Below are 11,381 nucleotides of genomic sequence, written 5' to 3'. Positions count from 1 at the left end.
AAATGGCCAAAAATAATGCCTTAACAACATTACTCACCTTAGCCGTCGAAGCCTCAGAAGAAGCGGCTAAGGTGTTAGCTCAAGTGCGCCAAACCCATACACAAATGGCGCAGCAACTGAATATGTTGGAAAACTACCAATCCGAGTATCGTCAAAAACTCAACCAAACCTTACATACGGGTATGGAATCGGATAAGTGGCAGAATTATCAGCAATTTTTGGTCACATTGGAACTGACCATCGAACAACAGCAACAGCAACTAAATTTATGGGAACAACGCGTTAGCGAAGCTAACCGTCATTGGCAAGAAAAACAACAGCGTGTCAATGCGTTCGACACATTAATTCAACGTGCTGAACATACTGAATACCAACGTCAAAACCGCTTAGAACAAAAACAAATGGACGAGTTTGCTCAGCGAGCGACTTTACGGAGACCTCAATAAATGGACATCAATGCCCTGAATGTGCCAGCCGCATCATCGACTAAAAATGGCAATATACAACAAAATGAATCGCGCGCTGATGAAAATCAAGCCCCTGCACTCCCCTTTCAAGCCATGCTTGATAACCAGCAACCGATTGAAAAACAAAATGCCGCCAATCAACCAGTCAATGAAGAAGCGCTTAACAAAGACATTGTTGACAACAAACTGGCAATAGCGAGTAAAGAAACTGTTGAACAAACCCAAGTTGGGCAAAAAAATGCTGAAAACACAATTGAACAACTGAACTTTAGCCGTAACTTGCGTGCCGATAGCGTGCAAACTGCACTTAATACAGAGTTATTGACAGGCAAAGATACCAACAAACAAGCATGGCTAAATAACTTGAAACAGTCATTAACTGGCCAAGTGCAAACGGTGGCGAGTACGGCAATCAAAACTGAATCCCATCCAGTTTTAGGCGCATTTACTCAAAAAATGCAGCATCTAACGGATAATACAAATGGCATCATTAATGAAGATGATGGCAAACACCTTGAAAGCTCACAGCAACAAATCGCAGGCGAAGAAGACAGCCCTGAACTTGGGGTATTTATTAAGAATGAAAAAGAAGAACGCCGTGATCAGTCTCTTTTTCCCCTTGATAACCAACGCGATATACGTGGCAAAAATTTAACTGCTGATTTTATGCCATTGAATAAAAAAGTGAGTGATAAAGACCCAGTATTAAACCTACAAAATGTTTCCAGCGAGGCCCTAAACCAAACCACGAAAAGCGCATTTACACTACAAACTGAAACTGGCGCTTTTACCACCACATCCTCACAGCACACAACAACTATGCCAGTTAGTATGATGCCAACGGCAACTACCACACAGGCCGCTACAATGAATGCGCCCACGGCAACACCAACTATGCATTTAGCTAGCCAATTAGGCAGCGAAGCGTGGCAGCAGCAATTAAGCCAACATATGTTATTTTTCTCTCGCCAAGGGGTATCTCAGGCACAGATTCGTTTGCACCCAGAAGAGTTAGGCTCGCTCAATGTGCATTTACGTATCGAAGATAACCAAGCCGTGATGCACTTTGTCTCCCCGCATAGTCATGTGCGAGCCGCAATGGAGTCCATGATGCCTGTGCTACGTAGCGCACTACAAGAAAGTGGCATTCACCTAGCTCAAGGCTCTGTCGGTCAAGATAATTTGAACCATCAGTCAGATAACCCGCAACAAAGTACCCACCAACACGATGGACAAATTCAAGCAACACATCCATCCATGGGAGCTGTTGGTATTAGCGAAGCGAATACAACTGTTTCACCAATAACAACAGCATCACGACAAGGTGGCATTAACACTTTTGCGTAAAAAATAAACAAATTGCGGTAATTTCCTAGCTAAAGCGCCGAGTTACCGCCTTTTTGTTTCGTTTTTCACTCCTTTAACTCTTGGCAACCAAGCCATAATGCTAGAGATCATAACGTAAAAACCCATCTGGGTTTAGCACCCAAGAAACAGGAATTCAGCTAAATGTCGTCGAGCAAAAAATCAAACAGTTCCAACAAAGGGTTGATTATTCTATTTGCCCTTCTTGCCCTTGCTGGTGCAGGGTTTGGGGGTTATACCTGGTGGACGACACAACAAGGCGCACAAACGGATAGTGAAGAAGAAAAGCGCCCGAATATGCCACAGCCTATTTTTATGGAATTAGAGCCATTTACCGTCAATTTAACCGGTGCTGCTGATACGCCTGATCGCGTGCTCTATATCCATGTGACTTTACGACTCGCGAATGAAAAATCGCGTAAACAGCTTCATGAATACCTCCCTGAAGTACGTAGCCGTTTGTTACTGCTGCTTTCAGAGCAAAAAGCAAAAAATATCGAGACACATGAAGGTAAGTTGCAGTTAATGAAAGATATTAAGCAAACCCTCACCCCTACCCTGATCCCGGGGGATACCGATCAGGATATTTCTGATGTGTTATTCACTACTTTTATTCTGCGGTAATATTCATGAGCGATAATATTTTATCTCAGGCCGAAATTGATGCGCTGCTTAATGACGATACGCCATCAAGCAGTACGCCTGTACCAGAGACGCAAGGGAAAGATAATGTTCGCCCTTACGACCCGAATACTCAACGTCGAGTTATTCGAGAACGAATGCAGTCTCTCGAAATCATCAATGAACGTTTTGCTCGCCAATTCCGTATGGGTTTGTTCAATATGTTACGTCGCAGCCCAGATATTACGGTGGGTGGGATTAAAATCGAACCTTATCACGAATTTGCACGTAATTTACCTGTCCCAACTAACTTAAACTTAATTCATATGCCGCCATTACGGGGCACAGCATTGTTTACCTTTGAGCCTGCGTTAGTTTATATCGCTGTCGACAATCTGTTTGGTGGAGATGGCCGTTTTCCTGTACGACAAGAAGGTAAAGAGTTTACCAAAACTGAGCAACGTATTATCAATCGCATGCTCAAGCTCGCTTTAGGGGCATATCGCGATGCTTGGAAACCCATTGCTGATATTGAAGTGGAATATGTGCGTTCTGAAATCCAAGTCAAATTCACTAATATCACGACGTCCCCAAATGACATCGTAGTCACCACACCGTTTTTAGTGGAGATAGGCAATACCGTTGGTGAATTCAGTATTTGTATTCCGATCGCTATGATTGAGCCATTGCGTGAGCGCTTAATTAACCCACCAATGGAACAAGGTCACCAAGAAAACGAAACGTGGGTAACCAACCTTGTTACCCAAGTAAAACGCTCCGAACTTGAATTGGTCGCCAACTTTGTTGACATTCCAATGCGAATTTCTCGCTTACTGCAACTGCAAAAAGGGGATGTGCTCCCAATTGAGAAGCCTGACCGCCTCATCGTTAATGTTGATGGTGTTCCCGTATTAACCAGTCAATACGGTACTCAAAATGGCCAGTATGCATTGCGTGTAGAACATTTGATTAACCCTGTATTAAACACTCTAGATGAGGAAAGTACCAATGAGTGAGGCGAAGAACTCTCCTGATGCATCAACCAATCACGACAGTGAAGACCTATGGGCTGAAGCGCTGGAACAGCAAAAAAAAGCGGAATCCGCCTCAGCTGGTGCACAGGCTTTTGATAACTTTGATGGACAAAACCCATTAAACCAATTGTCCGACATCGATATGATCATGGACATCCCAGTGCGCCTGTCAGTAGAGCTGGGCCGCACTAAAATGACCATAAAAAAATTACTGAGCTTATCCCAAGGTTCTGTGGTGTCTCTGGATGGCTTAGCGGGTGAACCATTGGATATTTTAATCAATGGCTATTTGATCGCACAGGGTGAAGTGGTCGTGGTTTCAGACAATTACGGTATTCGTATTACTGACATCATTACGCCTTCCGAACGTATGCGCCGTTTAAGTCGTTAAATAACAACATGAGTCGATAATAATGGCAATATCCAATCAAGCTGAGCAGGCACCGACATCTGTGCCTTTTTTATCAACAACCGTTTCCTCCAGTGAACCTAATGCACCGGCTATTGACCACAATGATAGCTTGACGCAAATATCGGGCGCTTTAGGGGGGATCATTTTATTGATATTAGCAGGGGCTTGGTTGGTGAAAAAATTAGGATTTGCCCCAAAAAAAATGGGCAAAGAGCAAATCGTAAAAATCAAAAGTCGCTGCTCACTAGGTAATAAAGAACGCGTTGTGGTTGTCGAGGTGAACAATGAGTGTTTGGTATTAGGTGTCACCTCACAAAATATCAGCCTCTTACACCAATATCCGTCAGAGCCTGAAAACACAATGGTATTGCCAGTTGAACCACTCACATTTCAGTCTTTATTAAAGAAAAAACAAGAGGCTGCAAAATTTGCGGCTTCAGTTACATCTATACATAAGTAATCGGAAACGCTCATGTTATCTTTTAAATCTCTATTTACGATTACTGCCCTCTTGTTTTTATTGCCAAATTCCGCCTCTGCGGCACTGCCTGCCATTATTAGCCACTCAATGGCAGATGGCGGTCAAACTTGGTCTTTACCCGTTCAAACGCTATTATTTTTAACCTTACTAGGCTTTATTCCCGCCTTATTGTTAATGATGACCAGTTTTACCCGCATCATTATTGTTTTAGGTTTATTGCGTAACGCACTCGGAACGCCCTCCGCTCCTCCGAATCAAGTCTTACTAGGCTTGGCACTATTTTTGACCTTTTTTGTGATGTCACCCGTTGCCGACCAAGTTTACCGCGAAGCCTACCAGCCGTTTAGCGAAGACAAAATTAGCCTCGAAACGGCTTTAGAGAAAGGAACCGCCCCATTAAGAACCTTCATGTTAGGACAAACGCGCGAATCTGACTTAGCCCTGTTTGCAAGGATAGCGAAAGTGGGTGAAATTCAAGAAGCGAAAGATGTTCCGTTACGTATTTTAGTACCCGCTTTTATTACCAGCGAACTCAAAACCGCATTCCAAATTGGCTTTACCATTTTTATTCCATTTTTAATCATCGACTTAGTGGTGGCTAGTGTCTTGATGGCATTAGGGATGATGATGGTTCCCCCCGCAACAGTTTCATTGCCATTCAAATTAATGCTGTTTGTATTAGTCGATGGCTGGCAATTATTGCTTGGCTCATTATCGCAAAGCTTTTTTAATTAGGATTATTTTACTCGGAGTAGTCATGACACCTGAATCAGTGATGGCGATGGGAACAGAGGCGATGAAAATCGCACTGATGCTAGCGGCTCCCTTGTTATTAGCCGCTTTAGCCGCGGGTTTAATTATCAGCTTACTGCAAGCCGCCACACAAGTGAATGAAATGACATTGTCTTTTATTCCTAAAATTTTGTCGGTCATTTCCGTGATCATTATTGCGGGTCCCTGGATGCTGAATTTGCTCATTGACTATATGCGGTCTTTGCTTAGCAGCTTACCCTTTATTATTGGTTAACAATGCTAACCATTACCAGTGAAACACTCACACTGTGGCTAAGCCAAGGTTTCTACCCTTTCATACGCCTTTTGGCGCTGCTTGGTACAGCGCCCTTTTTTAATGAAAAACAGGCAATTACCAAAGTTCGCGTCGCATTAGCTTTTTTTGTCGTCTTGATTGTTTCCCCCCAACTTCCGGTCGTCAATATCCCATTGTTTTCTGCTATGGGGCTATGGGTTATCGTGCAACAAATGGTGATTGGTGTTGCGATGGGGCTCACAATGCAAATGGCATTTGCTGCCGTACGTCATGCAGGGGAAGTGATTGGTTTACAAATGGGGTTATCGTTCGCCACCTTTTTTGACCCAACAGGTGGACCCAATATGCCGATTTTAGGTCGCATATTTAACGTCATCACCCTTTTATTGTTTCTCGCTTTCGATGGGCACTTGTGGCTTATTTATATCGTGGTCAATTCATTTGAACTGCTCCCAATTCAAACCGCACCATTAAATCGCGATAGTTTTTGGGTATTTGCTCAATTTGCTAACACTATATTTATTAATGGGTTAATGTTAGCTTTGCCGTTTATCACCTTATTTTTAATTCTAAACCTTGCTCTGGGTATCCTAAACCGCATGACCCCGCAGTTGTCGGTGTTTGTCGTGGGGTTCCCCCTCACCTTAACTATCGGTATCAGTATGTTAGGAGTGATTATCTCTATCCTCCCCCGCTACACCGAGCGGCTTATCCACCAAGCTTTCGAGCAGTTATCGTTGATGTTTAATTTGTTTGTTTGAGTATCGATACTTAATCAATTAATTAGTAAAACCATTTGGTCATTCTGATTCTTAAAGTAAATATATAAAAACTTATTTCGAATTCAAAACTCATTGACTTTTCCTTTTATTAAATCGACATATAAAACCCAATACTTGTTTCAGGCATTATCATAAAAAGCCGCCTGCGTGGCGGTAATCATACCCATTACTTGTTTCGTTTCTAAGCTGTCAATTGACAGTTATCTATCTACTTAATTAATACGGTACGGAGAGAAATCTAAGATGAATTGTTTTTAACGTAAAGATTAAAAGTTAATATGGGATGACTAATTAAAAGTAAATAAAGTTTATCTTAAAGGGCGATTACAGGGTTTTTAATACCACATGCAGCTGCATACTTTACAATGCTTTTAATACTCGCATTATTCACATTACTCTCCAACCTTGTGATAGTTGATGGATTAACCCCTATAATTTCAGCGATTTAAACTTTTGTTAACCCAGCTGACTCTCGCCACGCCTTAAGCATTGCCTGCAATTTTTCAGTTCTAATTTCTTCTTCATAAGCAACTTGGTATTCTGGATCTTTCATCCATTCATCATGTAGCTCTTTATGTGTTTTCATCGTTTAGTAGCTCCAATATAGTTTCCTGTCTTTATCGCAACACAATTTCTAAGCCGCCTGTGTGGCGGTGAACACTGGGGCGAAGTACGTCATCCTCACGACGATCTTCTAAGCCGCCTGTATGGCGGTGAACGAATATAGTATTGAGTAACTACGGCTTCGATTTTTCTAAGCCGCCTGTGTGGCGGTGAACCATCGGAATCATCTTCATTGACGATGCGCATATTTCTAAGCCGCCTGTGTGGCGGTGAACATGACGCCATGACGGTTGGCGAAATCCTGTTATTTTCTAAGCCGCCTGTGTGGCGGTGAACTGCTTCTAAATCTTCCAGTGTTCCCCATAGCTTTTCTAAGCCGCCTGTGTGGCGGTGAACTACCCGTCCACTAAGCATCCTGAACCGCATGTTTTCTAAGCCGCCTGTGTGGCGGTGAACAAGCCGTGGACAAGCTCGGCGTTATGGTCTGTTTTCTAAGCCGCCTGTGTGGCGGTGAACTTGATTAATTAACGCTTCATTATCATTAAATCTTTCTAAGCCGCCTGTGTGGCGGTGAACAATGCACTTTAAAACAAAAAACAAGTAATAACAATCAGTTAAGGGTATTTATCGAAAAATACCCTTTTATTTATTGATAATTATAACTTACTGATTTATTAACCAATTTTAAAAGAGCAAAAAACAAAGGTCAAAAATGTGGAACCGTTGCTAAACAAACTGAGTCATTAGTTGCTTGACTAAGACCATAGCAACTAAACACCCCAACTTGCTTTTGTGTAGCGTCTATCCTTTTAATAAACAAAGGAAAAGACCGGCTTTCAGCTTGCTTATCTCTGGCATGTAAGCTTTCAACCCAAATAAATGGCAAGCGATTAGCCGCCTTTGGCTTACTCGCAGACAACGTCTTTAAGCACTGTTCTAATGGTTGTCCTGATTTTTCAGACCATAATCGCGCTTTTTGCTGCATATCGGCTTCAATTCGACTCTGACCTTTTACATGCTTTCGAATATAGCTTACTTGGACATGCTGTTCAGGTACGGTTTGAATCGATTTAATATGCACGTAATCCATTAACCGTGCTAACCACTTTTGCACATTTAACAGCTCAAGTTCAGCTGGTGTTTTCGCATGTAAACGGATTTTTTTGCCTAAGCGAAAGCCTACGCTGCCATATTCAGGGAAGGCAACTGCAATCGTGCTATGCCCCTGAGACGTCTTATTATCCGCCAGCGCAATATGAATTTGCTGATAAACTTTTTGCCAGAGGAAATCCAGTGGAACTGTTGAGTCAGGCAATAAAGTGACTTCCTGATAATAATTCATAGCCCACCTTATTTGTCGCTTTCACCAAACACGCCACCGCGTACTAAAACCGCCATTACATAGTGTTCATCTTCAATGCGTGGTAGTTTTTCACCCCGCGCCCATTTATCAAAATGGGTATAAAAATCCTGCTTATCTTTTGGTGTCCGATAAGCCGTTCCAAGGTTAGTCACAGCACCGTAAGGTTCGATCGCGATAGCCCCTGCGCCGCTTTCACTACCATACGCGGGATACCATGTATCAATAGAACGCAAAGCATTACCAATTTTTTGTGAATGCATCGCTGCATGTCCATTTACATGATATAAGATTTTGCTTTTATCCCCTTTGCCTTTATCCATCACCAATTCTTCGCTCGGGTACACTTCTTGTGCTTTACCTAATTGAGAATAGGTAGTAATTTCTAATAGTAAAGCGCCTTGGGGATGTGCTAAGGCCGCCGCAATCTTTTCAGCTAACTGAGTGATTTTTTCATCTTTCGCATCAAATTGATGAATACTGTATTGTGTCGCATCAAACACCCATTCCATTGATTGGCCTTTATTAAGGACTTTAACTACTACCTCGATTTGTTCAGCCCCCACACGGTTGCGCCATAAAAAGCGCCCATTGGCAATATTTTGGGCATAACGGCGGCCTAGTTCTTGGAAGCCTTGTTTTTCAATGTAATCTTTAGCCGCTTGCGCATAGCTTTGTTTGAACAATGCGTTATTACAAGCCGATGGCGTTTCAACGCCTCCAAGCACTTTTAAGGTGAACTGATGAACCAAAGTGTCTTGCTCAGTCCCTAATGCACAGGCATCCACTGTTTGTAAATTGGCTTTCTCCACTTCTGAATTTAATTTTAAAGGGTCACTTTTCACCGCGCCTTTTAAGCGGTTTGAAATCGTCCCTCGTACAGATTTTTCCTGTAACGACAATGGTGAAAATTGCGATTTATTATCCCAACATGTACCGTAAAAATAGCCATCTGATGGAACCAATTTTTTTTCAAATGCTAAAACCGATGCAACATCATTATTCTTCGCCATTATTACTCTCCACTCGAAATAAAGTTAGCTGCCACTTGTTGGCATAAATACAGGTTTTGGGACTCAACAAACTTAAATCCCCACAAAATTTCATGAATGTTATTCACGCGACTCGCTAATACAAACTCCCCTAACGTAACGACGCTTTCAGCAAACCGATGTGGCACTTCTGAGTCTCGCTGGTTTTTTGCTTGTCCTAACGGGGAGATACCTTGATATCCAGTTGCTATTGGAACAATCCAGCCTGCCGTTTTACGCTGAGTTCGCCATTCAAATGACGTCTTGTTCCCATTTTCTTTTCCAGTATCAACACAATAGTTTTCCACGACCACATGATCCAACAGAGCATCTATGGCATCTTGCCCATTATTCATTGCGCCAATCATTAAGTCGCGACGCTCAATCAATGCATAGCCAGGCATGACGCTATTGAGTAACTTTTGTCTATATTTCCCATTCGCATCTTCCGATGGCAAAATATGCACCGATGGCTTCCCTAATGACAGAATATCGCCCCCAGCGAGTTTCATGGTCATCACTAAATCATGGATAACATCTAGTAGCGGTGAATATTCAGGAAGACCTTCAATCACCTTATTGTTTTTAATGCCATATTTAATCAACAAAGAAACGTCTAAGTGGCAACGGGCTTCTTCGATAAATGCAGAGCGCGAGCCATCACTATTTAATGGGTTGCCTGTTCCCACAATGGAACTAACATAATCATTGGCCCCACGATAAGTTTGTAAGTCACAGTCATGGCTAATGATGGCGATGGAATCGAGAATAATATTTAGCGAGCCATCGTCACCCAGTTTGCGCTCTAGGGCATGCATAAAACCTAACCAAGCCGTCATGGCTGGAAAACCAATGGTATAAGGGCTAGATAACGCATTTGCATTGTGAATTTTTAAATGCGGCAGTTTAAGTATATAAGTGGAACTCATCGTAATAGCTCCTTATTAATGGCAATAACGTCCGCGATAGCCGCAAGTTCATCATCCCCTAAACTTATCGCTTTTTTCCCCAGTACTTTTTTGTAATGCCGCATAAATTGCTGGGCAATAAGGAGGATCACCTCCTCTAACCATTCATCTGAGTTATTGCGCCGCTGTTGGTCTGGAAACAACCAAGTTTGTTGTACTTTAGCGAGTTCGGCTGGTAATTGAATGCCATATTGTTCAAATTCGCGCCGTACTTCCCACATGGTTAACATAACGTAATCGAGATATTCTTGAATTCGTCTATCCCGATATTCAATAAAACGGCTGCCACGCAGCTCTTTGGGTAGTGAAATCAAGCCATGAAATGCCTCTAAGCTTTCTTTTACTTGCCAAGGATTTAACGTGTTTGAAAAGAAATCATGAGTGGGTAGACGTAGCTTTCGTTGCGCTATTTTAGGCGGAAGTGAGGGTAACAAATGCGCTTTACCTGCATTTTGATTATTGAGCACGGAAATATTTTGTGGCTTAGTTCCCCCGTAACCAATGGTTGTAAGACCATAAATTTCTTGATAGCCAATGTCGCTAAATTCCCCTTTACGTTTTAAGTCTCGCAGTGCTTTAGTCTGTTCAGAAAATCGAATAGCATCAATGCGTTTACGCAGTTCGAAAACTAAGCCTGATGGGGTTAATGGTGATAATAAGTGATATTCGCTATCCTCTAGCCAAACAGGAAAATAAACTTGTTTGATTTTTGAACTCGTCGCTACCGTATCATCTGACACAACCATAGCCAGAAAACCGTCCCGCAGGGCTTGATAGTTTTCATCGCCTTGTTTAAGCAGGTCTTTTGCTAATGACGTTTCATCCTCAATATGCGCCAATAATGTTTTGTTATCTTGCAACTCAAGGGTAAGGAATTTATACACGTCAAGCGCTGCTGCATTACCTAACGCGTCCGTCTCAACAACAACATTCCCTGTTCGCAAAAAACCGTCATTTGCCTGAGCAGAACTGGCCAGTATTGCAGTGACATAACCATTTTTGTTCTTTCGAGAACTTGGGTGGCTAAAGGTGCAAGGGTGAGTGGATAACGATATTTGCCCTGCCCGCTTTGCCGCATTCGGCAACCACTGTGACAATGAAAAAGCCGCATCACATTCCTGCTGCAATTGCAGAAGTTCATTATCACTCATCGACGCCTTTACATTTTTTTTAAGCCATCCCTCTTTGCGCTCCGCAAAAAAGGCCTCTATTGCTGGATCTAACATAGTAAATGGTCCTTATGACTGA

General features: G+C 42.4%; 13 protein-coding genes, 1 pseudogene and 1 CRISPR repeat array. Of the genes and pseudogenes, 9 read left to right on the top strand and 5 right to left on the bottom strand.

Annotated features, from left to right (window positions below; all coding sequences use genetic code 11):
• The first annotated feature begins 2 nt into the window (after nt 1–2).
• The 9 genes from fliJ to fliR all read left to right on the top strand — a co-directional run bounded on the left by fliJ (nt 3) and on the right by fliR (nt 6,189).
• Nucleotides 3–446: a flagellar export protein FliJ gene (gene fliJ, locus G6Q48_RS13315; RefSeq protein ID WP_102139621.1), complete on the top strand. Its 444-nt coding sequence runs from the start codon at nt 3–5 to the stop codon at nt 444–446.
• The gene (locus G6Q48_RS13310) at nt 447–1,814 is read left to right on the top strand and encodes a flagellar hook-length control protein FliK (RefSeq protein WP_166266920.1); all 1,368 of its coding nucleotides are present in this window, start codon (nt 447–449) and stop codon (nt 1,812–1,814) included.
• Between the two features lie 162 nt (nt 1,815–1,976).
• Nucleotides 1,977–2,456, top strand: coding sequence for a flagellar basal body-associated protein FliL (gene fliL / locus G6Q48_RS13305; RefSeq protein ID WP_102139619.1), 480 nt, complete (start codon nt 1,977–1,979; stop codon nt 2,454–2,456).
• A 5-nt stretch (nt 2,457–2,461) separates the two neighbouring features.
• The gene (fliM, locus tag G6Q48_RS13300; RefSeq protein ID WP_166266918.1) at nt 2,462–3,469 is read left to right on the top strand and encodes a flagellar motor switch protein FliM; all 1,008 of its coding nucleotides are present in this window, start codon (nt 2,462–2,464) and stop codon (nt 3,467–3,469) included.
• Nucleotides 3,462–3,878, top strand: a complete 417-nt coding sequence (gene fliN / locus G6Q48_RS13295) for a flagellar motor switch protein FliN (RefSeq protein ID WP_004255621.1) — start codon at nt 3,462–3,464, stop codon at nt 3,876–3,878. The genes fliM and fliN overlap by 8 nt, the downstream gene beginning before the upstream one ends.
• 22 nt (nt 3,879–3,900) lie before the next feature.
• Nucleotides 3,901–4,359, top strand: a complete 459-nt coding sequence (gene fliO / locus G6Q48_RS13290; protein ID WP_166266916.1) for a flagellar biosynthetic protein FliO — start codon at nt 3,901–3,903, stop codon at nt 4,357–4,359.
• Nucleotides 4,360–4,371: 12 nt separating this feature from the next.
• On the top strand, nt 4,372–5,115 hold the full coding sequence (gene fliP, locus G6Q48_RS13285; RefSeq protein WP_102139616.1) for a flagellar type III secretion system pore protein FliP: 744 nt from the start codon (nt 4,372–4,374) through the stop codon (nt 5,113–5,115).
• 22 nt (nt 5,116–5,137) lie between these two features.
• The gene (gene fliQ, locus G6Q48_RS13280) at nt 5,138–5,407 is read left to right on the top strand and encodes a flagellar biosynthesis protein FliQ (RefSeq protein WP_102139615.1); all 270 of its coding nucleotides are present in this window, start codon (nt 5,138–5,140) and stop codon (nt 5,405–5,407) included.
• 2 nt (nt 5,408–5,409) lie between these two features.
• Entirely contained in the window at nt 5,410–6,189 is a 780-nt protein-coding gene (gene fliR / locus G6Q48_RS13275; RefSeq protein ID WP_166266914.1) for a flagellar biosynthetic protein FliR, read from the top strand.
• A gap of 334 nt (nt 6,190–6,523) precedes the next feature.
• On the opposite strand, the pseudogene G6Q48_RS13270 reads toward fliR, so the two are convergent.
• The 5 genes and pseudogenes from G6Q48_RS13270 to csy1 all read right to left on the bottom strand — a co-directional run bounded on the left by G6Q48_RS13270 (nt 6,524) and on the right by csy1 (nt 11,359).
• Nucleotides 6,524–6,796: pseudogene (locus G6Q48_RS13270) on the bottom strand (helix-turn-helix domain-containing protein).
• A 45-nt stretch (nt 6,797–6,841) separates the two neighbouring features.
• Nucleotides 6,842–7,350: direct repeats of the CRISPR family, unit length 28 nt; unit sequence TTTCTAAGCCGCCTGTGTGGCGGTGAAC.
• A 130-nt stretch (nt 7,351–7,480) separates the two neighbouring features.
• A complete protein-coding gene (cas6f, locus tag G6Q48_RS13265) occupies nt 7,481–8,116 on the bottom strand; it encodes a type I-F CRISPR-associated endoribonuclease Cas6/Csy4 (RefSeq protein ID WP_166266912.1) in 636 nt (211 codons plus the stop codon).
• Between the two features lie 8 nt (nt 8,117–8,124).
• Nucleotides 8,125–9,147: a type I-F CRISPR-associated protein Csy3 gene (gene csy3 / locus G6Q48_RS13260; RefSeq protein WP_102139611.1), complete on the bottom strand. Its 1,023-nt coding sequence runs from the start codon at nt 9,145–9,147 to the stop codon at nt 8,125–8,127.
• Nucleotides 9,148–9,149: 2 nt separating this feature from the next.
• Nucleotides 9,150–10,094 (bottom strand): type I-F CRISPR-associated protein Csy2, encoded by a 945-nt coding sequence (gene csy2 / locus G6Q48_RS13255; protein WP_166266910.1) that lies wholly within the window; start codon nt 10,092–10,094, stop codon nt 9,150–9,152.
• Nucleotides 10,091–11,359 (bottom strand): type I-F CRISPR-associated protein Csy1, encoded by a 1,269-nt coding sequence (csy1, locus tag G6Q48_RS13250; RefSeq protein ID WP_166266908.1) that lies wholly within the window; start codon nt 11,357–11,359, stop codon nt 10,091–10,093. Before csy1 ends, csy2 begins: the two co-directional genes overlap by 4 nt.
• Between the last annotated feature and the right edge of the window lie 22 nt (nt 11,360–11,381).

The sequence above is a fragment of the Providencia sp. M-27 genome, from assembly GCF_011077905.1.
In the GTDB taxonomy this organism is placed as follows: domain Bacteria; phylum Pseudomonadota; class Gammaproteobacteria; order Enterobacterales; family Enterobacteriaceae; genus Providencia; species Providencia huaxiensis.
The sequence above is the reverse complement of the archived record's forward strand: the minus strand, read 5'-3'. Positions and strand labels throughout refer to the sequence as shown.